This window comes from Streptomyces griseiscabiei (genome assembly GCF_020010925.1).
GTDB lineage: Bacteria > Actinomycetota > Actinomycetes > Streptomycetales > Streptomycetaceae > Streptomyces > Streptomyces griseiscabiei.
Genome location: NZ_JAGJBZ010000002.1, coordinates 3480643 through 3506162 on the forward strand (window position 1 = coordinate 3480643; position 25520 = coordinate 3506162).

Sequence of the window (25520 nt, forward strand, 5' to 3'; positions counted from 1 at the left end):
GAAGGCACCCTCGGTCGGTAGGCACCCTCGGTCGGTTCGGATTGGGGCGTCGATCGGCGTGATCAATGCCTCATGCCGGAGCCAGGGGTTGGTTGCGGGGACTCCCATACATAGATTTGCCATGGATTGCAGGCCTTTTTCAGTTGATATTCGAGGGGGTGCCCGCCGGTGGGGCGTCCTGAGGTTCCGGTGGATCCATCGGCTGGTCCGGTGCAGCACCTCGCCCACGATCTGCGGGAACTGCGCAGGTCGGCCGGTGCGCCGTCGTACCGGTCGATGGCGGAGGCCGCGGGATGTTCCGCGTCGTCTCTGTCCCAGGCGGCGGCGGGGCAGCGCCTGCCCACCCTGGTCGTTCTGCGAGGGTATGTCCGGGCGTGCGGCGCCGACCCGGCGAAGTGGGAGTCGCGGTGGCGAGCCGCCGAGGCCGCGAGCAGCGTTGCGGCACGCGAGGAGAACGAGGAGTCGGCGCCGCCGTATCGAGGACTCGCGAGATTCGAACCCGATGACCGGGGAGTGTTCTTCGGGCGGGACGAGCTGGTGGAGGAGCTGCGGGAACTGGTGTGCAAGCACCGGTTCGCGGTGGTGTTCGGTGCGTCGGGCAGCGGGAAGTCCTCACTGCTGCGGGCCGGACTCATCCCCTGCCTCCAGGAGTCGGCCGCGAGGACGAGCGGCCCGGCGGTGGTGCGGGTGCTGACACCCGGGGCCAGACCGGCGGAGACATACGGGCGGCTGCTGACCCCTGCGGAGGGGGAGCCGGACAGCTGGGTGGTGGTCGACCAGTTCGAGGAGGTGTTCACGCTCTGCCGGGACAGGCAGGAGCGGAAGCGCTTCATCGATCTGTTGCTGACCGCGCGAGAGCCGGACAGCAAGCTCCGCGTGGTCGTGGCGATGAGGGCGGACTTCTTCGAGCGGTGCACGGAGCACTCGGAGCTGGCGAAGGCGCTCCGAGGGACCGCGTTGCTGGTGGGACCGATGAACGCGGACGCCCTGCGGGAGGTCGTCGTCAAGCCGGCGGCGGCGGCCGGATTGCTGGTGGAGCGGGAGCTGACCGCACGGATGGTCGCGGAGGTCGTCGACCAGCCCGGTGGGCTGCCGATGCTCTCGCACGCCCTGCTGGAGACCTGGCGGCGGCGTCAGGGCCGGGTCCTGACGACGGCCGCGTACGAAGCCGCGGGCGGTGTGCGCGGCGCGATCGCGGCGACCGCCGAGCGTGTGTTCCACGAGTTCTCCCCGGCCCAGGCCCGCACCGCCCGGCATGTCCTGCTGCGGCTGGTGGAGCCGGGGGACGGCACCGCCGACACCCGGCGGCCGATGGGGCTGGCGGAGTTCGAGGAGTGGGCCGACCCAGAGGTGCCCGTGGTGGTGGACAGGCTCGCCCGAGCCCGGCTGCTGACCATGGACGAGGAGCGGGTGGAACTGGCCCACGAGGCCCTCATCACGTGCTGGCCCCGTCTGGCCGAGTGGATCGAACAGACCCGGGAGCGACTGCGCTGCCACCTGCACCTCATCGGGGCGGCCCGCGCCTGGGAAGAGACCGATCGCGACCCGGGCGCCCTGTACCGGGGCATCCGTCTGGCCCGCGCGGAGGCACTCTTCGTCGAGAGCGCTCGCCGGGGGAAGCCGGTCGTGATCACCGACGAACTGACGAAACCGGAGCAGGAGTTCCTCGCCGCCGCCCTCGACGCCCGCGAAGCGGAAGGACGGGCCGCGACGCGCACCATCCGCAGAGTGAGGCTCATGGCGGGCGCCCTGTCCGCTGTGCTCGCGGTGGCGCTCCTGCTCGGCCAGATCTCATGGCGGCAGCACCGGGACAACGAACGACAGCGCGCCGACACGGTGGGCCGCCAGGTGGCCCAGACCGCCGCCTCCCTGCGCTCTTCCGACCCTCGGACCGCGATGCTGCTCGGCGCCGCCGCCTGGCGCCTCGCGCCGCAGCCCGACACCCGCCGGGCCCTGCTCGGTGCCCTTGCCCAGCCCGAGCTCGACGCCTTCACCGACTACGCGCCGAGCGAGGGAGTGGAACGGTTCCTCGCCGACTCCGGCCGGACACTGCTCACGGTCCGGGGACGCGCCTGGCAGACATGGGACGTGCCCGAACACCGCCTCACCGCGTCGGGGCGGCTTCCGGACGGCCAGGTGCTCGCGACCAGTCCGGACGCCCGGGTCCTCGCCCTGCTCGCCGGGAACGACGTGCGGTTGTGGGACAGGGACACCGGACGCTGGACCGGCGGCTCCAGTTCCTACGACTACCGGTTCACCCGGTTCGGCTTCGCCCCCGCCGGTCGCGCGTACCTCGTCGACCGGTTCGACAAGGAACGGGTGCAACTGCGCTCCCTTTCCGACGGCCGGCTGCTGTTCGAGACAGACAAGGCCGGTTCGGCGGCCGTGAGCACCGACGCCCGCCTGGTGGTGGCCTGCTCTGCCGGGCGCCCGCAGATCTGGGACGTACGAGCACGGCGCACCCTGCCCGGCGCCTGGCAGCATGACGGCGCCGTCTGCGGCCACAGTCCGACGTTCGTGATCGGCGGCAGACGGGGCGGAGAGCGGCTCGTCACGCTGTCGGACACCTCGGCCGCGGTCTGGGACATACGGTCCGGCCGCCACGTCGCCTCCCTGGGGGAGCGAGGTGTGCAGCACCCCGCTCTCAGCGGCGACGGCCGCTTCCTCGCGGCTGTCGCGGGCGAGGAGATCCGCGTGTGGCGGCTGTCGGATCCGGAATCCCCCGTGTTCCGGTACGGCCTTCACCAGGAGGTCGACGGTGGCCTCGCCTGGGATCCGGATCATCCGGTCCTGCGCTATCCGCAGGGCGACACGGTCCGCTCACTGGACCTGGGGGCGGCCATCACGACCCCATGGCGGGTCGGTCGCCCCCTGAGCGGAGTGCTCCTCAGCCCCGACGCGCGTACCTTCGTCACCGCCGGCCCGTCCGGCGCCGACTCCTTCGAACTGCGCGACACCCATGACGGACACCTTCTGCGCACCCTGCCGTCCCCGGTCCGCCCAGGCCCACGGGCGGCGGACAGCCGGGGCCCCTCCGAGGAGGCCCTCCCGCTGATGGCCTTCAGCCCCGACGGAGACGCCCTTGTCTACGGCGTCGTCGCCGATTCGTCCACCCCCCAACGGCTCGGCGTCTGGGATCTTCGTCGCGGACGACAGCGCGGCACCCTCACTCTGCCCGTCTCCGCGTCCTCTCCTGTCTCCCTTGCTCTGGGGCCCCACGGACACACCCTCTATGCCAGTCTCCAGTCGGACACCGGCGAGATCAGGGACGAGATCTGGGACACCGTACGCCGGCGCAGGACGGCCACGGTCGCCCCGTCGGTCGGCGCCGTCAACGCCCTCCGCCCCGACGGCCGGCTGGTCGTGGGCGACGGGGGCGTGCTGCGTCTGCCCTCCGCTCGGAGGTCCGCGCAGACGCTGGGCGCGAACACGAACGCCGTCGCCCTCGCCTTCGGCCCCCCGGGCACCCTGCTCGCGGTGGGCGACAGCACGGGCAGGGTCGCGCTCTGGGACGACACTCTCCGCCACCGGACGGGCCTGCTGGAGATCGTCTTTCCCACCCTGGAGGGTGACCTCTTCGCCTCGGAGTCCATCAGCGCCCTCGCCATCAGCCCCGACGGTCGCACCCTGGCCGTCGGCGGCAACGCCGGTGCCCTTCAGCTCTGGGACCTCAAGACGCGGCAACAACTCGGCGTACCGCTGACCACTCCCGGCGAAAGGATCGACACCCTCGCCTTCAGCACCGACAGCGGCACCCTCTACGCCGGGAGCGCCCATGCGCCCTTCCAGCGCTACCCCGTCGACACCGACCGCGCCGTCGCCCGGATCTGCGCCCGCGCGGACGGTGCCAACCTCTCCAGGGCCCAGTGGCGCACGGTCGTCGCGGACACGCCGTACCGCCGCATCTGCTGAGGAGCCGGACCTGGAGGCGACGGTGCGGCGGAGGCCGTTCGGTGAGATCCCGACAGCCGTGGCCGCACCGTCACCCCTCTGTTAGCCAGGTCGTGGACGGTGATCCGGGCGTCAGCTCCAGGCGTTGAAGGAGATGTCGGACGGCTTGGCCTTGTTCAGGGTGTTACGGAAGCGGTCGCCCTTGTCCTGGATCGGGAAGTTGGCCTTGCCCCAGTCCGAGTTCGCCAGCGCGTTCCAGGCCGTCCGGTTCGTGCCCCACAGGCTGTCGTAGGGCACCAGGCTCGGGCGGTCCCAGTTGTCCGGGCCCCAGGCCTCCGCCTGCTCCCCGACCTTGGCGAAGCGGAAGGCGTGCGTGCTGCCGCCGTCCTTGTGGTAGACGACCTTGAAGCGCTTGCCCACCCGCTCCACGTCGTTGAACCGCTTGGTCGTGTAGTCCCCGTGGGCGGAGGTGGACACATAGCTGGGCCACTCGTCGTTGCCGTGGTACCAGACCACGGCGGCCTCCCAGTCGTGCCGGTGTCCGAAGGCGTCGGCGCCGGCGACGACCTGGTCCTTCTCGAAGTACAGGGCGTACACGATGCCGCACCAGCCGGTGCCCTTGTCGCACTTGGCCCGCGAATAGGTGTTGGCGTTGCCGAGGTGGCCGGTCTTGCAGCCGCCCGTGATCGACCCGGAGTTCTTGAGACCGCCGTTGAGGTTGCCGCTCGCGTCGACCGCGGGCGCCGGGTAGCAGCCGTCCGAGTCGTAGTCGAAGAGCGGCTGGAACATCTCCTGCTTCGGGGCGCCCTGGCCCATGTACGGGAGGGGTTTGATCCCGTCGTCGGCATGGGCACCGCCGGTCAGTCCGAGGGTCAGCGCGGCGACGCTGCCCGCCACGAGCGCGGTCCTACCGAGGCGGGACATCCGCCTCGTCCTGGTTGTCTGGGGCATGGGGGTTCTCTCCAGTTGCTCGGTCCGCCGGGATCCGGCGCTGTCCGTGCCGGGGAATCCGGCGGGGTGAGATCGAGACTGGAGGGCGAAATGTTGATTGAAAGCCCCTGCCCCGGGGGCTAATCAATTGATTTTCTCTGTGCGGACCTGGTGTTTTCCGGGAGTCCGCCTTCGTTCCCGTGGTGGCGGCCGTCGTTCACCTACTGTTCGCCAAGTCCGGTCGAGAGGACCGAACCCCCGGCGCGCGGAGACTCGCCGGACCCGGGTCGGTGTCTTCCGCGCAGTTCTTCGGCGCGTGCCGTCGGGACGGTCAGGAACCCGTGGCGCCACGGATGTGACGGGCCATGAGGGTGTAGACGCTCCGGGCGGTTTCGGCGTCCTTCTGGTCGTACCCGTGATCGGCGTCGGGAACGTCGTGGTGGTCCACCAGCGCGCCGACGCCGCGCAGCCGCTCGGCGTAGCGGACGCCCTCGTCACGAAGAAGGTCGTACTCCGCGGTGACGACGAGGGCCGGGGCGATCCCGGTGAGGTCGTCCGTGTCGGACGGATGGGCGGGGGAGATCAGAGGGCCGACGCGGTGTCCCGGATTCGGGACGTACGAGTTGTTGAACACGTCGCCCATCCACGGTCGCAGCAGTGGTTTGGCGAGGGTGGACCGCTTGTCCCGGATGTCGGTCGCGAGATCGAGGGGAGGGTAGTGCAGGACCTGGAGAGCTATGGCGGGCGCGCCCTTCTCCAGGGCCTGACGGGCGACCGCCGCGGCGAGCGCGCCTCCCGCGCTCTGGCCGCCCACCGTCAGTCTGCTGCCGTCCCACCCGTTCTCGGCTCCGTTCTCGGAGACCCATCGAACGACGTCGTACGCCTGGTGGGGAGGTGCGGGAAACGGGTGCTGCGGAGCCACGGCGTAGTCCACGTTCACGACCGCCACGCCGGCCTCCGCCGCGAGCAGACGGCACAGCGGGTCGTCGAGCTCGATGGGGGGCAGCACGAAGCCGCCGCCGTGGAAGTTGACGTGGACCGGCAGGGGAGCGTCGTGCGGGGGGCGGGGCAGGTACACGACGGCACGGGCGGGGGCGACGGACGTCGGGATGGTCAGCTCGGTGCTGATCCGGGGGTATTCGGGGTACCGAGTGTGCAGGTTCTTCGCGGCGTGGCGGTCCGCGAGCAGGCCGTCGAGGACCTGCATCATCCTGGCGGCGGACGAGGCCAGCGTGGGCCGGGAGAGCAGAGACATGGGGGATCCGTTCAGCTGACTGGGACTCGCGGCGGAATGCACAGGCTAGGCGTTTCCGAACCGGTGGCCACGGGACCATGGACCCCAAATCGGTTGTCGTCAGTAGTACCTGAGTACTGCCCCGCCCCCACCGGAAGAACGAGTGTGGTCAGGCGGGGCAGGTGGGGGCGTCAGCCAAGGTGCCGGACCACCGCTTCGGCGACTGCCTTGGCGCTGCTGGGGTTCTGGCCGGTGATGAGGCGGCCGTCCTCGACGACGTGCGGGGCGAACGCTGTCTCAGCGGTGCCGTAGTGGGCTCCGAGCTCCTTGAGCCGGTCCTCCAGGCTGTACGGGACGGCGTCCGCCCGCTGGGCCAGTTCTTCCTCGCGCCAGGAGAAACCGGTGACGTTCTTGCCCTTCACCAGGGGCTCACCGTTGCTCAGCGTGACGTCGAGCAGGCCGCATGCTCCGTGGCAGACGGACGAGACGATTCGGCCGGTCTCGTGAAACCGCGCGATGAGTGTCGCCAGCGTCTGGCTCTGAGGGAAGTCGAACATCACGCCGTGACCGCCGGTGAGGTAGATGGCGTCGTAGTCGTCGACGCTGACCTGGGCCACGGCGAGGGTGTCCTGGAGCTTGTCCATGAACCGCCGGTCGGCGTACCGCTTGTCGGTGCCCAGGTCGCCGAGGACGTTGTGGGCGAGGCTCTCCGGGTCGAGTGGCACGGGTCCGCCCTCGATGCTGGCGATGGTGAGTTCGGCTCCGGCCTGCTCCGCGACGTCGTAGAAGTGGGTCAGTTCGCCGAGCCAGAGACCGGTGCGGTACCCGACCTTCTCGTACTCGCCGACGCTGGTGACGATGACGAGGATGCGGTTCGTACGGGCCATGGAGTTCCTCTGTGAAGTAGGGGTTGGCAATGAGGGGAGGAGGGCCTCTCGGCCGGCACGCTGTTCCCGCGCGGCCGACAGGCCCTGCCCCGATCAGGGTATGCGCGCGGATCAGTAGTGGCTGCAAGCCGTTCCGCTGCGGTTGCAGTCCCACGGTGCGTCGGCCTGCGCGCTGCCCTTGTCCATCGTCACGGCGCCGATGATGATCCCACCGACCGCAGCGGCCACAGCCAGACCAGCGGTGAGCCGCCTGAAGTAGGGGGATCCATCGTTTCGAGAAGAGCTCATGGGAACTTCCTTGTCTGACAACGTCGGGCACAGAGCCCGGAGCACGTGTGTGTGTTCGGGCGCAGCCTCAATGTAGGAGTGGGTTCCAAGGCTCCCCCCGTACCCAGGAAGTGAATGGGGAAGCGGCGATTGCTACGGAAGTACTACGGCGCCTCGTCCAGAAGATCCAAGGCCGCGCTCGCTGACCACGACCCTGGGACCTGGCGAACGCGCGGTGCCTCACCGCATGATGGGCGATCCGGTGCTCCGATGTTCCCCGTGGCGACGGTCCCCGATGGCGACGAGGAACGTACGGTCGGACCACCGCCCGCCGCCCGTTCACGCCCAACGACACGCGAAAGCAGGTGCGCGCCGATGCCTCGGCCGACCCTGTCGCCCTATTCGTGCGTGCCTTGAACGACCGCGACATCCACGACCTCGACCTGGCGTGGCCCGGCAGCGTGGTGGTCCACGACCCCCGTGAAGGCGAAGTGCGCGGACACCGCCGACTGAGTGGATTCGTGGAGCGCAGCGGCGCCTGGCTGCGCGAGCACCACGCCACGACCACGGTGGTCGCCACCACGGCCGGCAACGGCCGCGCCGTCGTCGAGTTGCTGGTCCACCTGGACATCGACGGCCGCGAGCTGGACTGGCCGATCGCCGTCGTCGCCGAGACCCCCGACGACACCTCGGCCATCTTCCGGACCTACTACAGCCAATGGCCGCTCATCGGTCGGCACCAGGTCAGGCCGCCGTTGCTCGCCGCGGGTGACGCCCACCCCGCCGATGTCGTCGGCCGCTACCAGGCCGCGCTGGACGCCGGAGACACCGAGGCGATCGTGGGCGCCTTCACCGCCGACGGCTACTTCCGCGAGCCCAGCGGACCCGGGTTCGTCCACCGCGGCACCGACCGGCTCCGATCCTTCTTCACGATGTTCTTCAGCGCCGGCGGCGGCATCGGCCTCCAGCACTGCACCGTCACCGACGACGGCACACGCTGCGCCCTGGAGTACAACTGCGTCCGCTGGGGCGAGTCCGACCTGCCGCCCCAGGCCGGGATCGGCGTCTACGAGCGCGGCCCCGACGGGCTGCTGGCCGCCGCCCGGGTCTACGACGACGTCCAGGCGCCCGTCGAGGATTCCTGAGATCTCCCTCTGCGCCTTCGACGGGAACGGAGCCAGGATCCCGGCCCGAGGGCTCGACGAGGCTGGTCATCACGCCGTAGCACTCGTCACCCGACAACAGCGGGGGAGAACCGCTCGTGAACCCGCACGGTTCGCGAGCGGTTCGGGCTCCGTGGGCAGGACCGGCCCGGCCCGCCGTGTCCTTCGTCCGTCAGCCTCCGCTGGAGGCCGACCATGTCTGGTTGGCTGCGCCGGTGCAGCTCCACAGCTGGATCTTGGACCCGTTCGCCGTGGCCGTACCGGTCACGTCGAGGCAGAGGCCGGACAGGTCGTTGGTGACGCTGCCGTCCGCGTGGAAGGTCCATTTCTGGCTGGCGCCGCCGTTGCAGTCCCAGGTGATGACCTTGGTGCCGTTGGTGGTGCCGTTGCCGTTCGCGCCGAGGCACTTGCCGGCGACCCGGAGTTCACGGCTCGCCGAGTACAGGTACTGCTGGTCGGCGCTTGCCTGCACGCAGTCCCAGATGCGCTGCTGGACACCGTTTGCCGCGTTGCCGGTATCGTCCAGGCACCGGTTCGACCCCTGGCCGACGATCTGGCCGGCGGCCGTCTGCGCGCCGCGGGTGAAGGTGACCGTGGCGTGCGCGGGCAGCGTGTACGAGAACGATCCGGCGTTGTTCCAGGTGGTGGTGAACGTGGTGGCGGAGGAGTTGTTGTTGTAGGCGACCAGCACCTCACCGCCGTCGGGGTTCTTGTAGGCCTGGGCCCAGATACCGCCGCCGTCGCTGTAGCCGATCCGGGTCGCGCCCGGGACGACGAACTTCGAGAACTGACCGAGCTGGTAGTAGTTGTCGGTGTACGTGGCCTTGCCGGTGGCCTGGTCGACGGTGACCAGCCCGGTGCAGTTGGTGCAGCCCACGCCCATCTTCGGCCCGCCGGCGGTGTCGAGCGCCAGGTTCCACAGCAGGGCGCCGTTGGCCCAGTTGAAGGTGGACTGCAGGGCGAGCTGGGCGGCGTTCATCGGGGCGATGCCGGGCCCGGTGGAGCATTCGCTCTCGTAGATCCGCTTGTCCGGGTAGGAGTTGTGGATGGTGGTCATCTTGCCGAGGTCGTTCTGGTAGCAGTGCCACGCGGTGCCGTACATCGCGTCGCGGGCCGCCTGGTTGGCCATCAGCGTGTTGGCGTAGTTGGTGTCCACGTGGTCGGCGTCCCCGCCGATGATCTTCGTGTCGGCGAAACCGGCCTGCTGGAGTGCCGGGGCGAGGTCGTCGGCGATGAATTTCGCCTCGTTGCTCGCGGACCACAGCATCGCCGAGTACGTGGACGGTGAGATCGTCGGCTCGTTCTGCGGGGTGATGCCCCAGACGTCGACGCCCTTGGCCTTGTACTCCTGGAGGAACTTCACGTAGTACTGCGCCAGCGGGCCGTACATGTCCGAGCGCAGGGTGCCGTTGCCCTGGCCGAGCATGGTGTTGGTGGTCTTCATCCAGGCCGGCGGGCTCCAGTTGTTGGCGAAGAGCTTCATGGACGGGTTGAGCGCCTGGGCCTGCTTGATGATGGGGATGATGTAGGCGTCGTCGTGCGCGGTGGAGAAGTTCGCCAGACTCGGGTCGGCCACGCCGCCGTTGTCGTCGTAGGAGTAGGTGCCCGGGTTGTTCGCCGGGGTCGCGGTGTAGTCGGAGGACCCCATCGGTGTCCGCATGAGGGACAGGCCGATGCCGGAGCCGCGGGTGAACAGGTCGCGCATCACCCGGTCGCGGGTGGTGGCGCTGAGCTTGTTCTGCAGGAGGTACGCCGAGGTGTCGGTGAAGGCGGCACCGAAGCCGTCGATGGTCTGCAACGACTGAGTGTCGTCCACCGTCAGGTTCACACTGCCCGAGGACACCGGCCCCAGGGCGATGCCCGGCTGCGGGGTCAGTGCCTGACTCAGGTCGGACGTCGTCAGGGTCACGCCGATCGTGCCGCTCGCGGCCTGCGCGGGCGCCGAGGCGAGGGCCGCCACGCCGCCCGTGACTGCCAGCGTCAGCGCGGTGACCTGCGCACTCAGGCGGCGGAGCCGTTGTCTCTTCTTCATTGAAGTCTCCCTGTTCACTTGTGGTGGGTGGTTCGCCTTCGGCGCGGGCCGGAGTTCGACCCGCACCAGGTCATGGGCTCGCGGAGACGGGTCACACGGGGCTGACGGTCCACTGCATGTTCGTGCTGTTGCCCCAGTCCCACAGCTTGGCGACAGCGCCTTCGGAGACGTTGCCGCCGCCGTCCAGGAGCTTGCCGGTGGTGCGGTTGACGATGTTGTACTGGCCGCCGCCGCGGTGCGTGATCTTCCACTGCTGGTTGGTGTGGCCGTTCCAGGCCAGTTGCTTGCAGGTGGCGCCGTTGGAGGTGGCTCCCCAGCTGTCGGCGACCATGCCGTTGGCGCGGTTGACGAGCTTGTAGTAGCCGCCTCCGACCTCGACCGCCTGCCACTGGAGGTTGGCGCTGTCGAACCAGTGCCACTGCTTGAGGGCGGATCCGTCGGCGACGTTGCCGCCACTGTCCAGGGCCAGCCCGTCGGTGTAGTTGACGATCTTGAGGTAGGTGGAGGGGTCGAACTGCACCTTCAGCGAAGTGATCTTGTCGTTCTGGCCGGTGACCCGCAGGTCGGTGTTGTCGGCGGTGAACGTCCACTGGGTGCCGGTGAAGTTGTCGCCGGAGTAGGCGATGATCCGCTGCCCCGGGGCGATCCTCAGCGAGGAGATGCTGAGCGCGGGCAGCCCGTGCAGGTCCAACTGGTCGGCCGTGTAGTCGCCGAGGCCGAGCGCGGCCGAGGTACCGCCGTAGCCGACGTCCGTGAAGACCAGGGCGCCGTCGACCGGTCGCAGGGTGGGGATCTGGCCGGAGAAGGTCAGCTTCAGTACGTACATGGGTGCCGAGTACGGCGCCGACGACGGCAGGGTCACCTTGAGCCCGGAAGCGTCCTGGGTGCGGGTCGGGAGGTCGATGTAGGTACCGGCCGTGTTGTCCAGCAGCTTCACCGAGGTGAGCGAGCCCAGGTCGACGCGACCGGAGCCGAGCGTCCTGACGGTCAGTGAACTGCCGGGCCAGCCGAGGACCGTGGCGTACAGGGTGGTGTTCGCCTTGTTCCGGGTGAAGCGGATGTCCTGCGCGGTGCCGGCGCTCGGGTTCATGAAGGTGCCGCCGCCCATCTTCGTCGGCCCCTCGCCGTAGGCGGTCCAGGCCCGGGTCGAGTACACCGACTCGCCGAAGCGCTTCAGGTAGTCGCCGATGCCCAGCAGGATGTCGCGCTGGCCCTGGGGGATGGTGCCGTCGGCCTTCGGCGCGATGTTGAGCAGGACGGTGCCGTTCTTGCTGATCCGGTCGATCATGGCGTGCAGCAGCAGCTGCGGCGTGTAGTAGCCGATGCCCTCGGTGTAGCACCAACTGCTGCTGGAGACGCTGTCGTCGGTCAGCCAGTACGGGGACGTGAGGTCGGCCGGGCCGCCGCGCTCGTAGTCGAAGACCTCGCCGTGACTGTTGTAGCCGTCCTTGTAGGTGGCGACGACCTCGCGGCCCCAGGAGTTGGCCCGGTTGTAGTAGTAGGAGAGGAAGTTCAGCAGCTGCGGCTCAGCGATCTTGTCCAGGTGTACGTCCTGGTAGATGATGTCCGGCTCGGCCAGGTCGATGACTTCCTTGAGCTTGTCGTACCACAGCTGGTCCTCCGTGGCCTTGTCCAACTGTCCGTAGAGCTTCTTCAGGCTCGGGTCGGACTGCGCCGGTACGCCCTGGAAGTAGCCGAGGTAGTTGTAGGCATGGTGCATCGACACCAGCAGTTTGAGGTTCTTCGCGCGGACGGCGTCCGTGAACAGCTTCAGCAGGTTCAGCTGCGGGCCCTTGTCGACCGAGTTCCACTCGTTGACCTGGCTGTCCCACATGGAGAAGCCGTCGTGGTGCTCGGCGACCGGTCCGGCGAACCTCGCCCCGGCGTCCACGAACAGCTGCGCCCACTCGGCGGGGTCGAAATTGCCGCCGTCCGACTTCAGTCTGGGCTTGAACTGGGTGAAGTTGCCCGCCTTGTCGTTCGCCCCGTTGATGAAGTTGTGGTACGGCCACGCGGACGTGGTGCCGTAGGTCGCGACATGGTGCTGGTTGACCCCGCTGTTGTTGAAGTACATGTTGCGCGGGTACCACTCGCTGTCGTAGGCGGGGACGCTGAAGACACCCCAGTGGAAGTAGACGCCGAACTTGGCGTCCTGGAACCACTCGGGAGACGCCGGGTGCTGGTTCACCGAGTCCCAGGTGGGCGTGTAGGTGGACGGCGCGGCCAGGGCGCGACCGGCGCCGAACAGGCCGCCCGAGACCACTGCCGCAGCGACGGCCGTGGTACCGGCGAGGAACCGCCGTCTGTTGATCGCTCTCGGCATGGAGAAGCCTCCAAGGCAACTGAGGGTCCCGGTGGTGGACAGCGAGGACCGCGGGAGAGGCCCCAGTGCGGGCGTTCGGCGCCCGGCTGGGGGAGGGGTGAGGGAAGAGGGTCCACGTGCTTCAGGCGGAAACGCCGTGCAGAGCAGCTGCGGATTGCTCCTATGTCTCTGAGCGGTGAGGACGTTACGTCGAGGTTGCCGACCATGACAAGAGTTCGTTCGTAGTGATTCACGCGCTACCGGGTCGCGGAACGACGCGTGAACGTCTGTGGCGGGCCTGAACGGCACTCTCGCGTCTGACCATGGGTTATGAGTGGATCGCGAGTCAAGGGGCTGTGCGCGGCGAGGTCGCAGAATTTGCCAAGGCGTTTGACGAAATGCGTGGAGGCCCTGCCGCGTCCCCCGTGGAGGGCTGGATCGAGTGCTCGCTGAACGGAAGTCGGCAGCCACCATCGCTCCATTCATCCCATGTATGGCGACCGCTCCTCCACACCGTGAGAGTCACTCCCATCTGTGTAGTGCCTTCCAGCTCGGTACCTGCTACCGTCACGCCTGTGACTGGTAAGCCGGATCTGCGGGAACGCCGCCGCCTGGCAACGCAGGCCGAGATCGAAGACGCCGCCCTCGACCTGTTCGAGAAGCAGGGCTGTGAGCGCACCACCGTGCTTGAGATCGCGCGAGCGGCCGGCGTCTCGCAGAGCACGTTCTTCCGGTACTTCGCGACGAAGGAGGACACGGCGCTGGGGCCGCACCGGGCCTTCGAGTCCGCTTTCGTCGCGCGCCTGGGCGATACCGAGGGCAGGTCCTTGAACCTTCGCGGCATCGAAGAGGTCATCGCCGCGGCGCTGGGTGACCTGAGCGTCGACGCGGCCGACGTGCTCGACCGCATTCGGCGGGTCCGCGCCCTGTTCATGCGGGACACGGCCCTGCGCAGCGCGGCGCTGGGTCAGGAGGCCGAACAGGGCCAACGATTCCTCCGACTTCTGGCCGGCGCCACCGGTACCGAGCGCGTGGACCTCCGGGTTCGGATGATGCTCGAGATCGTGGGCGTCACCCTGCGCGCCGCGTTCGACGAGTGGGCTTCGGACCGGGCGCCGGAGGGCGACGCCGATCTGGTCGAGGTCTACCGCCGCGCCTGCGCCCGCCTGCGTGATGTGGTCTCGGACTGACTCGTCCGCGCCCGTCCGCGGGACTGACTCGTCCGTGCCCGGCCGCGCCCACGAGCCTCTCTGACCCGTCCGCCGGCGGTACACCTCGGCCCCGCCCTTGGTGCCCTGTGGCGTGTGTCCAGGCCGGTGATCTTCTGCGGGACGAGCAGGGCACCTGAGAAGCGAAAACCACGGGATTGACCGGTAGTTGCGTAGGAGTGACCCTCTCCGGAAGGACAGGTGGGAGTCACGGCACTCGGTGTGCGTCCCTTCGGAGGAAGGTGACCCCTACCGTGGTAGTAACTGCCGCCCCGGTATTGGGTTCTCCGGTCCTGCGCGCTGTCGAGGCATCGCCCTTAACGTGAAGTACGGGCTGCGCGACGGCCCCTCCGCACTTCTTCCGCGACGAGAACGGATCGCGGGCGTGAGCCGCTTCCTGTCAGCCGCCGTCCGCCGGTCCTTCCCCCTCAGGGACGGCGGACGGTCCGCATGCATCCCGGAGACGCATCAAGTGACCACCCCTTCCTCGAGGGTTCGCCCGGTGGAACCCGGCAGTCTGCTGGGCGGCCCGGAGCATCGCACGGTAGTGCGGCTGCTGGCGTGGCTGGTATCGATACAGCGGGCCAGTCAGGAGCACCCCCGAGTCAGGCAGTGGGCAGCGCCACTGGTGTGCGCGGCTCTCGGTGTCCCGGGTCTCCTGGACAGCGCCGTCGGGTCCGATCCGGGTTTCCTGGTCGCGCTCATGGTGATGATCGGGTTCACCGTCCCCCTGCTCGCGCGGGAGCGTCGTCCCTTCCTGGTCTTCGCCGTCATCACGGCCTTCTCCGTGGCGGAGGCCGTGTCCGGGGTTCTCACCTACGCTCATTTTCTCGCGCAACTGATCATTCTGTACAATCTTGCCCGGTTTGCTCCTCCGGTCCAGCTGGTCGTCGCCGTCGCGATCACCGTTCCCCAGACCATCGTGACGATCATGACGTTCGCGCCGGACAAACAGATCGAACGGATCGACAGCCCCCTGGCCGTGACCACCGACCTGGTGCTCTGCATCCTCGCGATAGCCGGCCTGGGGCTGGCCGGCCGCGTGGCGCGCGCCTACATCGCCGCCCTGGAGGATCAGACGGCGCGTCTGGAGGTGGAGCGCGACCAGCGGGCCCGCCTCGCGGAGGCCATGGAGCGGGCACGCATCTCCCGGGAGATGCACGACATCCTCGGGCACACCCTCGCCGTCGTGGTCGGTCTGGCCGACGGTGCGGCAGGGCTGGCTGAGACCAAGCCGAAGCAGACCGCGGACACCCTGCGGATCATCGCTGACAGCGGGCGTGGTGCCCTGGCCGACCTGCGCCGGCTCCTCACCGGGATTCGCGAGGAGGGGCCTCATGAGGCTCCCTTCCGCCCCCAGCCGGGTGTCGGCGACCTCGGCGCTCTGCTGGAGCGGATTCGTGCGGCCGGTCCCGACGTCGGCCTCCATACGGCCGGTGACCTGACCGGCCTGCCCGCAGGACTGCAACTCGCCCTGTACCGCATAGTCCAGGAAGCCCTGACGAACACCCTCAAGCACGCCGTCTACGACACCACGGTCCGTGTCTCCCTGATCGCGGAGAAGGATGCCGTGCACGTCACCGTCGAGGATTCGGGTCCCCCCGCCGTCGAACGGCATCAGTCCCGGGAAGGCGGCGGGCAGGGGCTTCTCGGCATGCGTGAACGCGCCGCGCTCTACCAGGGGATGGTCACCGCCGGCCCCAACTCCGAAGGCGGCTGGAGCGTTCGAGCTGTACTGCTTCGGACCCCGCTCGCGAACATGGCCTCGGACGCACACCCGGCATGACCTCTGCCGACTCGGCGGCACGAAGCTGGGCGGCTGGGTGGACGGGGGAGGTCGGTGGATGCAGTCTGGTCCGGTGGGGTCGTCGTGCAACTGACGGTATCGGGCGCCGACTTCGGGCTGTGCCTAGCAGTTCCAGGACCACCGCCACTCGGCCACCTGTCCGTGGAACGAGTGCGGCCGGCCTCCCGCGCCCACGGTCGCCGGTCGTCACACCGGGACAGTGGGCGCGGGAAGCCGGACAGTCGCACACCAAGGGGTTCAAGCCAGTTCGCTCACGGTCAGGAACGTGTGCGAGCGATCCGCCTCCGTCCGCGGCGGGAGGGGGCGGCGGTGTCACCTGCGCCGGTGTCGCCTGCGCCGGTCAGGCTGAGGGCGGGTTCCTCGGTTTCCGGGCCGGCCCCGGGAGTGCCGGAATCGCCGTCCGTGTCGGTGCCGCCTGACTTGAGGTCACGGCGCGCCATCCACCGGTCGATCACCACGTTGAGCAACAGGCATACGGCGCCCCAGCCGACGATCGTCGCAAGGTGGCCACCGATGCCGGCGCCGTCGAAGTAGACAGCGGCGCGGGCCACGTCGACCGCGGCGGGCAGGGGCAGGACGTTGTTCAGGTCGCGGAAGACCTCGGGGACCATGTACAGGGAGATGGCTCCGCCGGATGCCGGGACCCCGATCATCAGGGCGATCACCAGCACGGGAATGACGCCGGCGATGCCGAGGGTGCGGGTGAACACCGCGGTGAACAGCGAGATGCTGAAGATCGTCAGTGCTCCGAAGCCGACCATGGCCCAGCCGTGACCGTTGATCGCGCCGATCAGGATGTCGAACAGCACCCACAGCCACACGGCCATGCCCACGGCCCAGCCCGCCATCATCGGCAGCAGTTGACGCAGCCGCCTGATCTCCGGTGCGCCGCCGCGCAGCGCCGCCATGATCAGAAAGCCCGACATGATCCACGACATGGCCGCGTACATGCTGTTGCTGCCGTTGGAGTCGGAGGCGTTCAGCGGCTTGATGTCGGTCAGTTCCAGCGGTGTCTTCTGGCTCTGGGCGATCTGCTGGAACATCCCCCGCAGTGCGTTGTGCTGGCCGGCTCCCGCCGCCGCGGAGGTGTAGAGCGTCGCCTCGCCGCCCTTGGCGGTGGGCAGCACATACACGCCGACGACCTCGCGTTCGCGGATCCGATCGGTCGCCTTGTCGAGGGAGGTGCTGGTGGTCAGGGAGACCAGGTCGCCCAGTCCCTCCCGAAGACCGGTGGCCGCCTGCTCCGCCTGCTCCTGGGAGGCGCCGACGACCACGACGGGCATGTCGCGAATCTCCGGCTGGTGCAGCGAGGCGCTCATCATGCCGACGACGACGGTGAGGATGGCCAGTGGGAAAGCGGCCACCGCGAAGTACCTCAGCCGCTTGGAACGCACCGGGCCGCCGGACATCGCGGGCCGCGGAGCGTCGGGGTTGTCGGACTCCGGAACGTTCGCGAGGGCGGCACCCTTACGGCGCTCCATGAGGAGGGCGAGCGCGAGGGCGGCGACCATCCAGACGGCGAGTGTCAGCAGGTGCTTGCCCACTCCCCGGCCGTCGAAGTAGATGACCGACCGAAGTGCCTCACCCGCGGCCGGCAGCGGCAGCACGTCGTGCAGGAAGCCGAAGAAGCCGGGCATCGCGTGGATCGGCGTGGCGAGGTTGGAGGAGGGCACGCCGAAGACGACCCACAGCAGCATGCCGGGCAGCAGCGCCAGCCCGCCCAGGAACCTGGCGAACAGCAGCTGACCGATGCCCACGGCTCCCGTCGCCAGCAGGCCGATCCCGACGAACGACAGGTAGTGACCGTCGACCGCCCCTACGATCGGCCCCAGGATCAGCCAGGTCACGGTGCTCGTCATCACCGCCCAGCCGGCCAGCAGCGGCAGGAACCTGCGCAGGGCGAGCAGGTGGGGCACCGCCGTCATCATCCCGCTCAGCGGTACGTACCCGACCATGATCATGCCGATCGCGGCGAGCAGCACGGCGATGCCCGCACTGTCCCCGGAGGGCAGTGGCGCGATGTCCTGGTTCTTGGTCGTCCAGTCGTGGCCCGCCGCCACGGGGGCCAGGATCTGCTTGACCATTCCCGCCTGCGAGGCACCGGCTCCCTGGGCGGTGTAGACGGTCGCCTCCGTGGAGCCGTCCGCGGGGATCAGCAGGACACCGGCGACGTCACGGTCCTCGAGCAGGCCGAGCGCCTTCCCGCGGTCGGTGACCAGTCGGGGATCGGCGGCGCCGTCCTGAACGGACTCCAGTTCGCTGACGACGGACTTGGCCAGAGCCCCCGAGCCGACCACGGCGACCGGCATGTCCCGGGTCTTCGGTGAGTGCATGGTGCCCATGTAGGTCGCGTACATCATCGTGACCATGAGGAAAGGAATGAGGAAGAGAAAGGCGCGCTTGACGATCTCTCGCTTCCGGTCCGCGTCCGGTGAATCCGGCTCGCGCCCGCTCATCTCGGCGACGGGGGTCGGTGTTTCCATGACGTGCTCCTGATGGGCGTAGTCGGGCGCAACATGCGCCGGCTGTGCAGAGTGCGCAATTGCGGTGCGCGGATTCCCGCTCCCCGCTCTGAGTTCGCCGGGCAGCCGGATGAGTTCTTCGATGCGGGCGGGGAACTGCACGGACTTGTCGGCCAGTTCCGGGCTCACGGCTCGATGCGGTCCAAGGCGGCATTGGCCCGTGGGTTCTGGCTCATACGGTCACCGCCACGAGGGCACGCCGATGTCCCGCAGATGCCGTCTGCAGGGTGACGGTGATTTTTCCTCAGGCCGCGGTGACAAGAGCGAGTCCTTGGTCAGAGGCTTGAAGAAGTGAGATTTATTGTTTCGTGCGGAGCTCGTGAAAAGGTTCCATTCTGCCAATGACGTGCATAGAGCTATGAGCCATAGAGCCATTGAGGATTAGAGCCTCTTAAGGGTTCGCCCCCATTATGTGAGTGGTTCCCCGCGCGCCCCCGGTACCCCGGAAGTGAATTGGGAGGCGGCGGTTGCTACTGGAGTACTACCGGGCCTCATCCGGAAGATTCGGAGGCATGGTTCGAGCCGGGCCTTGATTCTTCGGTGGGGTTTGGCCGTGGAGCGGCACGTGGGCGCCTCGGCCGACCGGCCGTCAGGTCACCGCCCGACGGCCCCGCCACCCCGACCGACCCACCCAGGACGGCAAGCTCCCCAGGCCGCGGCGAATCCCGGCCCGGTGACGCTGCTACCTCCGAGCGGCCTCCCATGCCGTCCACAACCCGGCGTACACACCACCGGCGTCAACCAGCTCTGCGTGCGTGCCGGTCTCGATGATCCGGCCGTGCTCCATCACCATGATCCGGTCGCAGGCTGCCGCTTGGGAGAGACGGTGTGCGACCACGACGGCGGTGCGCCCGGCGAGGACGGCATCAGCAGCGCGGTCGAGCTGTCCGGCGTAGGCGGAGCCGGCCTCGGCGGTCGCTTCGTCGAGGATCATCAGGTCGGCGTCGGTGAGTAACAGGCGGGTCAGGGCGAGTTGCTGCGCCTGGGCGTCGGTGAGCGGGTGCCCGCCGATACCCAGCAGGGTGTCCAACCGGTCGGGGAGACCATCGAGGATCGATGTGGCGCCGGTGGCTTCCAGCGCCGTATGGAGGTCGTGGTCGGTGGCCCCGGGTGCGGCGAGGGTGAGGTTGTCGCGCAGGGTGCCCGCGAAGACGTGGACCTCCTGGGTGATCATCGCAGTACGGCTGGGGCGGGTGACCGTCCCTGCCTCAGGCAGGTGGGTGCCGGCGACCACACCGACGAGCGTGGTCTTGCCTGCCCCGGACACGCCGACGACGGCCACGCGCTGACCGGACGGGATGGTGAGGGTGATGTCGTCGAGCACCTGTGGACCCCCGTCGAAACGGAAGGAGACCTCATCGAGCTGTACGGCGGTGCTCGCGGCCCGCGCCGGGACGTCCGACGAGCTGAACGGAATCGTGACCACCCCGATCATGCGGCTCAGCGACGCGAGGGCGGACTGGAGGGTGTCGATGACCAGCAGCAGCTGGTTGACCGGTCCGAGCAGGCGCAGCACGAGCAGCATGGCGGTGGTGGCGCCGCCGACGGTCGATGCGTCGTGGTCGATGAGGACGAAGCCGACGACGAGTACGGCGGCCAGGCTCAGGCACTCCCCGAAGTTGAGCCGGGCGTTGAGCATGCTCAGCACGGTGCGTGCGCGCAGCGACTGCCCCGCGACACGCCAGGAGTTCGTCATCACAGCCCGGTGCCGTTGCTCGGCGAGCCCGAAGCCGAGCACGGTGGCGTAGCCGCGCTGGGACTCCAGGATCTGCTGGGCTCGCGCGCTCATCGCCGTCCGCTCGGCGCGGTAGACCCCTGGTCCGACGCGCGTGTACCACCGTACGGCCAGCGCGTAGACCGGCAGCACGACGGCGAAGGCGGCAGCGTAGGGCCATTCCAGGGCCGCGAGCCCGCCCAGCGACACGACGATGGTGAAGGCGGTGACGGTGAGCACCGGGATCACGGCGGGGGCGGCGTCGGCGACGGCGGTGACGTCGTCGCTGGACCGGGATATGAGGTCTCCGGTGCCGGCGCTCTCGACGAGATGCTGGGGGAGCGTCATGGCGCGGCTCACGAGCCGTTCGCGCAGCTCGGCGAGGACGGAGTGGTAGACGCGGGTGGCGAGCACGATCGTCAGCGCGGTGCCCGCGGCACCGAGGACCGCCGAGAGCGTCATGACGGCCGTGACGGTCAGCACTGTGGCGAGGTCCGCGGTGCCGGCCTGTACGCGGTCGACGAGGGAGCCGATCGCCACGGGAACGATCAGGTTGGCGCCGGTGCTGACGATCCCCAGCACCCCGGTCGCGGCGAGCCGGAGCCGGTAGCCGTGGCTGAGCCGCCACACCTCCCTGACCGTCTCGCGGCCGCTCGCCACCGGCAGCCCGGGCGGCCCGGCATCGGAAGCCGCGGTTTCGGGCGCGGCGGAGGTGTCGTTCACTGCGCGGTCCTCAAGGTCGCGGGTACGTCGTCGGACAGCTCGACGACGCGGTCGCAGGCAGCGAGCAGCGCCGGGGCCGAGGCGATCAGCAGCGTCGAGCGGCCCGCCCGGACACCGCGCAGCCGGCCCGCGATCGTGTGCTCGGTCACCGAGTCGACCGCAGTGGTCGGGTCGTGCAGCACGAGCACCGGCGCGTCGCTCGCCAGGGCGCGGGCGAGCGCGACCCGCTGACGCTGGCCGCCCGAGAGCCGGTTGCCGCCCTCGCCCACCGGGACGTCCAGGTCGGCCGCGAAGTCGTCGCAGGCGGCGGCCCGCACCGCGGCGTCCACCCGCTCCGGCGCGCCCGCGATCACGGCGACGTTGTCGCGGAGGCTGCCGCTGAACAGCGTGGCGCGGTGCGGCGCGACGGTGACCCGGGAGCGGTACTCGACCGGGGACAGCCTCCGCGCCTCGATCCCGTCGAGCCGTGCCTCGACCCCTCCTTCGGCCCGCGGGTCCAGCAGTGCCTCGACGACACGGGCGGCGGTCCGGTCGTCGGCGCGCACGCCCACGAGCTCGCCGGGCTCGACCCGGATCGTCACGCCGGGCCCGGAGGCGTTCGGCACGACCACGTCCAACTCCGGCAGCGCGGTGACCTCTTGCGGGGTCGCGACCTCAGGCCCCGCCGGTGACGTGGCGTTGTCCCGCAGCACGTCGAGGACACGTACGGACGAGGCGCGGGCGCCGGCGAGGTTGGGGACGGACGTGCTCGCGATCGCCTGGATCTGCGGCAGCAGCGCCTGGGCGAGGCCGACGGCGGTGATCAGCCCGCCGATGCTGAGCTGTCCGTCCACGGCGAACCACCCCGCCAGCCCCACCACCGCGGCGACGAACGTGCCGCTGACCACGCCCGAGCCCACCAGGAACCTCCCGAGCAGGCCCGCGTTGCGCCTGGCGCCGACCAGGGTCTTCCGGCTTGCCTGCCGGTAGCGGCTGGTCGCCTCGGCCTCGGCCCGTATCCCTTTGATCACCCGGTAGCCGGCGACGAGGTCCGTGGCCTGGCCGACCGTGGAGGCCAGCAGCTCCTGGTACTCGCGGGTGTCCCGGGAGAGCCGTTCGCTGAGCAGCCCCATCGTCCAGACCGCGACCGGCGCCCCGAACAGCACCACGAGTCCGAGCAGCCAGTGCGTCGCCAGCAGCGACACGGCGATGAACGCGATGGCCGTGATCCTCGACACCGGGATGATCGCCAGGATCACCGCGTTCGACAGGCGTGCGACGTCGTTCGTCATCACCGAGACCACGCTGCCGCCCGGCGCGCGGGCGGAGCCGCCGACCGGGTGCAGCACGCCCCTGGACAGGGTGCCGCGGAGCCGGTGCTGCACCACCTGCACCGCATGGGCGGTCAGCCGCAGCGAGAGTCTCGCCGCCGACGTCAGCGCGAGGTAGAGGGCCACCAGCACGCCGAGCCACAGGACCAGTTGTCCCTCGTCCCCGGTCGCCAGCGCCCGGTCGATCGCGAGTCCCATCACCACCGGGACCGCGGACTCGCCCACCTGCCACACGATCGCCAGCAGCATCGCGGGAACGCTGATCCGCCTCACCGAGAAGATCACGCGCAGGAGGAACCGGCCCGGGGTGGTCCCCGGCCCGAACTCGAACGGCCGGGCTCCGACGGGCTCGGCGGGAGCGAGCAGAAGCACCGGCAGCCTGCGGGTGAGCGGCCCTCGCCCCAGTCCCGCGATGTCGGTGCCCGAGGAACGCGGGGAGTTCGTCATGCCTGGCTCCGATCCGTGTTCCTGAGCGGGAAGCACCACAGCAGGGCATCGGCGAAGACTCCTCGCCACCACGCGTAGTCGTGTCCGCCGGCGAACTCCCGGTAGAGGGTGTCGTAGCCCTTGCCGGTCAGTACGTGGTCCAGCCAGCGGCTGTGGGTGATCGAGCTCTCCAGCTCACCGACGTCGTGGAAGATCCGGATCGGTGCCGTTTCCGCGGCCAGGCAGTCGGCGATCAGGGTCGGTACGGGGGTGCGGCGGAGCAGTTCGCCCGCCCCGGTGCCCCATCGGAGGTCGGGGTGGTACCCGCACGACGGGGACTGGAGGATGGCGTTGCCGAACGTCGTCGGGTGGTGGAGTGCTGTCCAGCCGGCGCACAGACCGCCGAAGCTCTCGCCGGCCAGCGCGACGTCACGGGGGTCCCGTGAGAGCGGATACCGGTCGCGGAGCCACGGCAGCAGTTCTTCGGCCAGCATCCGGGAGAACGCCGGGTTGCAGAGCAGCTCTTCGTCGCGCCGCGGCGCGGGCTGAGCGACGAGGACCACCACGCAGGGGCGGATCAGTCCCGCCCGGACCAGGGCGTCGCGGACGCTCGGCGCGCTGTGGTCCGGCGTCCCGTCCAGGTGGATCACGACGGGCAGCGCGCTCTCGTCCGAGAACGCGCCCGGGGGCATCGAGACCCAGATGCGACGCTCGTCCCCCAGAAGCTCGCTCACCGGCACGGCGGTGTCCCCTGCCGGGGCCGGCCGTGCCTCGGCCTGATCGAGCCAGGGCAGCGGCACCGCGTCGGGCAGCACGGCCACCGAGGCACCGGAGAACCGCTCCACCGAGCACTCCGAGAACCTCGGGGCCGGGTTGAACGGGTCCGGGACCCGTTCGCCCTCACCCGTCGGCCCACGTCGTGTGAACACGTACGAGAAGCGCAGGTCGGAACGCATGCGCAGGGTGAGGACGCGGAACGGCGTCCCCGCCACCGGGGCGAACTCCGCGTCGATCGGGTTGAAGCCGATCCTGGGGCCGATCACCACCGAGAGGGTGGTGACCGTGTCGTCCCCGGACTCGTCGACGAACGTCACCTCCACCTCGTCCGCGGAGACCCGCTCGACAAGCGGTGCACCCGTCGCCGCGAGGTGTCGTCCGAACCTCTCCGGGCTCCACGCACCGGTCGCCAGTTTCCCGACAGACGGATCAGCCATTTCTCGCACCTTCCACGTCGGTGTCGCCGACGGACCAACGCCGGGTTCGTTCGCGGCCGAGCGGTACCACCTGGGGGCTGCCGGCCACCGGATCGGGCACCACCAGGCAGGGCAGACCGAACACCTCCTGGACCAGCTCGACCGTGACGACCTCGTCCGGAGTGCCCTCGGCGACCACGGCGCCGTCCTTCATGGCGATCAGATGGGTGCCGTAGCGGGCGGCGTGGTTCAGGTCGTGCAGGACGGCGACCAGGGTGTGGCCGAGGTGGTGCAGGTCGGTGAAGAGCTCCATCAGCTCGATCTGGTGGGTGATGTCGAGGAAGGTGGTCGGTTCGTCGAGCAGCGTGATGTCGGTGTGCTGCGCGAGCGCCATCGCCACCCACACACGCTGGCGCTGCCCGCCCGACAGCTCGTCCACCAGGCGCCCGGACAGGTCGGCGACCGACGTCTGGTGCATCGCCCTGAGCACGGCCTGCTCGTCGCCCTCGGTCCACTGCCGGATGAACCCCTGGTGGGGGTACCGTCCCCGGGCGACGAGGTCGGCGACGGTGATCGCGTCCGGGGCGATCGAGGTCTGCGGGAGCAGACCGACCCGGCGCGCCACCTCTTTGGTCCTGTAGGAGTTGATGTCGGCACCGTCGAGGACGATCTGACCGGCCGACGGCTTCAGCAGGCGGGACAGGCTGCGCAGCAGGGTGGACTTGCCGCACGCGTTCGGGCCGACGATGACCGTGAACGACTTGTCGGGGATCGCCACCGAGAGGCGTTCGGAGATGACCCGCCGGTCGTAGCCGATCGTCGCCGACTCCACCCGGAGGCGCGCGGTGTCCGGCGGGGTGGCGCTCACAGGCGTCTCCTGGCTTGGGTGAACAGCAGATATCCGAGGTAGCCGCCGCCGAGCACCACGGTGATGATGCCGACCGGCAGCGGGGTGGGGGCGACGTGCTGGGCGAGATAGTCCGACACCAGACACAGCAGCGCGCCGACGAAGGCGGCCGGGGCGAGGGTGATCCCGGCGGTGCGGGCGAGCCGGCGTCCGATCTGCGGGGCGACCAGGGAGATGAACACGATCGGCCCCGACGCGGCCGTGACCGTCGCCGTCAGCGCCACTCCCACCAGGATCAGGCCGAGGCGTACGGGCGCGACCCGTACCCCCTGCGAGGCCGCCGCCTCGTCACCCAGCTCCAGCTGCCGCATCGGCCGGCTCAACATGCCGGCCAGCAGCAGGAGTACGGCGATGCAGACGCCGCCGACGACGACCTGGTCCCAGGACACGCCGTTGAGCGACCCGGCACCCCACGCGGCGGCGGACATCGCCTGGTCCAGGTCGGCCTTGAGGATCAGCCAGATGTTGAGCGACTCGAGCATCGCCGAGACGCCGATGCCGACGATGATCAGCCGGAACCCCTGCACCCCTCGTCGGTAGGCGAGCACGTACACGGCCACGGCGGTGGCCGTCCCGCCCAGCAACGCCCCGCCGACCAGCTGCGCGTAGGTGCCGTTGAGGACCAGGATCACGACCAGAGCGCCGGTGTAGGAGCCCTGGGTGAACCCGACGATGCCGGGGTCGGCAAGGGGGTTGCGCAGCAGTGACTGGAAGACCGCGCCGCTCACACCGAGGGCGGCGCCGAAGACCAGTGCGGCGGCCACCCGGGGCAGCCGCCACTCGACCACGATGTCGTGGACGATGTCGTTCTCCCGGCCGGTCAGTGCGGAGAGCACCTGCCCGGGGCTCAGCGCGTACGAGCCGGTCATCAGCGCGAGCACGGCCGTGCCGGCCACCGCGACCGCGAGCACCGCGCAGACGACGATCGAGCGCCACTGGAGCCGTAGCGCGATCCGCCGGCGCCGCAGCACCAGCACCCGCCGCCCGAAGTCCACCCGCGACAT

16 protein-coding genes are annotated in these 25520 nt (G+C 69.6%); 4 read left to right on the forward strand and 12 right to left on the reverse strand.

Annotated elements, in window-relative coordinates; translation table 11 throughout:
- Window positions 1-210: 210 nt before the first annotated feature.
- Window positions 211-3912 carry a WD40 repeat domain-containing protein gene (locus tag J8M51_RS32255; protein ID WP_256964017.1) on the forward strand — a complete coding sequence of 1234 codons (3702 nt, stop codon included), beginning with the start codon at window positions 211-213 and terminating at the stop codon, window positions 3910-3912.
- A 111-nt stretch (window positions 3913-4023) separates the two neighbouring features.
- Here the strand turns inward: J8M51_RS32255 and J8M51_RS32260 are convergent, their stop codons facing one another.
- From J8M51_RS32260 to J8M51_RS32275, 4 genes are all read right to left on the reverse strand, one after another.
- On the reverse strand, window positions 4024-4815 hold the full coding sequence (locus J8M51_RS32260) for an NPP1 family protein (RefSeq protein WP_256964016.1): 792 nt from the start codon (window positions 4813-4815) through the stop codon (window positions 4024-4026).
- 337 nt (window positions 4816-5152) lie between these two features.
- Complete coding sequence (locus J8M51_RS32265; RefSeq protein WP_267299647.1) at window positions 5153-6076, reverse strand: alpha/beta hydrolase; 924 nt, start codon at window positions 6074-6076, stop codon at window positions 5153-5155.
- Between the two features lie 170 nt (window positions 6077-6246).
- Window positions 6247-6942 carry a type 1 glutamine amidotransferase domain-containing protein gene (locus tag J8M51_RS32270; protein WP_086754301.1) on the reverse strand — a complete coding sequence of 232 codons (696 nt, stop codon included), beginning with the start codon at window positions 6940-6942 and terminating at the stop codon, window positions 6247-6249.
- A 111-nt stretch (window positions 6943-7053) separates the two neighbouring features.
- Window positions 7054-7230, reverse strand: a complete 177-nt coding sequence (locus tag J8M51_RS32275; RefSeq protein WP_179202975.1) for a hypothetical protein — start codon at window positions 7228-7230, stop codon at window positions 7054-7056.
- Between the two features lie 392 nt (window positions 7231-7622).
- Here J8M51_RS32275 and J8M51_RS32280 point away from each other — a divergent pair, with 392 nt between their 5' ends.
- A complete protein-coding gene (locus tag J8M51_RS32280) occupies window positions 7623-8354 on the forward strand; it encodes a nuclear transport factor 2 family protein (RefSeq protein ID WP_267299648.1) in 732 nt (243 codons plus the stop codon).
- 190 nt (window positions 8355-8544) lie between these two features.
- Here J8M51_RS32280 and J8M51_RS32285 read toward each other — a convergent pair whose 3' ends face one another.
- Complete coding sequence (locus J8M51_RS32285; protein ID WP_086754305.1) at window positions 8545-10404, reverse strand: ricin-type beta-trefoil lectin domain protein; 1860 nt, start codon at window positions 10402-10404, stop codon at window positions 8545-8547.
- 91 nt (window positions 10405-10495) lie between these two features.
- On the reverse strand, window positions 10496-12727 hold the full coding sequence (locus tag J8M51_RS32290) for an alpha-L-fucosidase (protein ID WP_086754307.1): 2232 nt from the start codon (window positions 12725-12727) through the stop codon (window positions 10496-10498).
- A gap of 554 nt (window positions 12728-13281) precedes the next feature.
- Here J8M51_RS32290 and J8M51_RS32295 point away from each other — a divergent pair.
- Together J8M51_RS32295 and J8M51_RS32300 are read left to right on the forward strand one after the other, a co-directional pair.
- Window positions 13282-13896 (forward strand): TetR family transcriptional regulator, encoded by a 615-nt coding sequence (locus tag J8M51_RS32295; protein WP_218781405.1) that lies wholly within the window; start codon window positions 13282-13284, stop codon window positions 13894-13896.
- Window positions 13897-14416: 520 nt separating this feature from the next.
- Window positions 14417-15700 (forward strand): sensor histidine kinase, encoded by a 1284-nt coding sequence (locus J8M51_RS32300; protein ID WP_267299649.1) that lies wholly within the window; start codon window positions 14417-14419, stop codon window positions 15698-15700.
- 278 nt (window positions 15701-15978) lie between these two features.
- Here the strand turns inward: J8M51_RS32300 and J8M51_RS32305 are convergent, their stop codons facing one another.
- From J8M51_RS32305 to J8M51_RS32330, 6 genes are all read right to left on the reverse strand, one after another.
- Window positions 15979-18204: an ABC transporter permease gene (locus J8M51_RS32305; RefSeq protein WP_086754311.1), complete on the reverse strand. Its 2226-nt coding sequence runs from the start codon at window positions 18202-18204 to the stop codon at window positions 15979-15981.
- A 721-nt stretch (window positions 18205-18925) separates the two neighbouring features.
- Window positions 18926-20680: an ABC transporter ATP-binding protein gene (locus J8M51_RS32310; RefSeq protein WP_256964155.1), complete on the reverse strand. Its 1755-nt coding sequence runs from the start codon at window positions 20678-20680 to the stop codon at window positions 18926-18928.
- The gene (locus tag J8M51_RS32315; RefSeq protein WP_256964156.1) at window positions 20677-22437 is read right to left on the reverse strand and encodes an ABC transporter transmembrane domain-containing protein; all 1761 of its coding nucleotides are present in this window, start codon (window positions 22435-22437) and stop codon (window positions 20677-20679) included. Before J8M51_RS32315 ends, J8M51_RS32310 begins: the two co-directional genes overlap by 4 nt.
- Window positions 22434-23630: an alpha/beta hydrolase gene (locus tag J8M51_RS32320; protein WP_086754313.1), complete on the reverse strand. Its 1197-nt coding sequence runs from the start codon at window positions 23628-23630 to the stop codon at window positions 22434-22436. The genes J8M51_RS32315 and J8M51_RS32320 overlap by 4 nt, the downstream gene beginning before the upstream one ends.
- On the reverse strand, window positions 23623-24477 hold the full coding sequence (locus tag J8M51_RS32325) for an ABC transporter ATP-binding protein (protein WP_256964157.1): 855 nt from the start codon (window positions 24475-24477) through the stop codon (window positions 23623-23625). Before J8M51_RS32325 ends, J8M51_RS32320 begins: the two co-directional genes overlap by 8 nt.
- A complete protein-coding gene (locus J8M51_RS32330) occupies window positions 24474-25520 on the reverse strand; it encodes a FecCD family ABC transporter permease (RefSeq protein WP_086754351.1) in 1047 nt (348 codons plus the stop codon). The genes J8M51_RS32325 and J8M51_RS32330 overlap by 4 nt, the downstream gene beginning before the upstream one ends.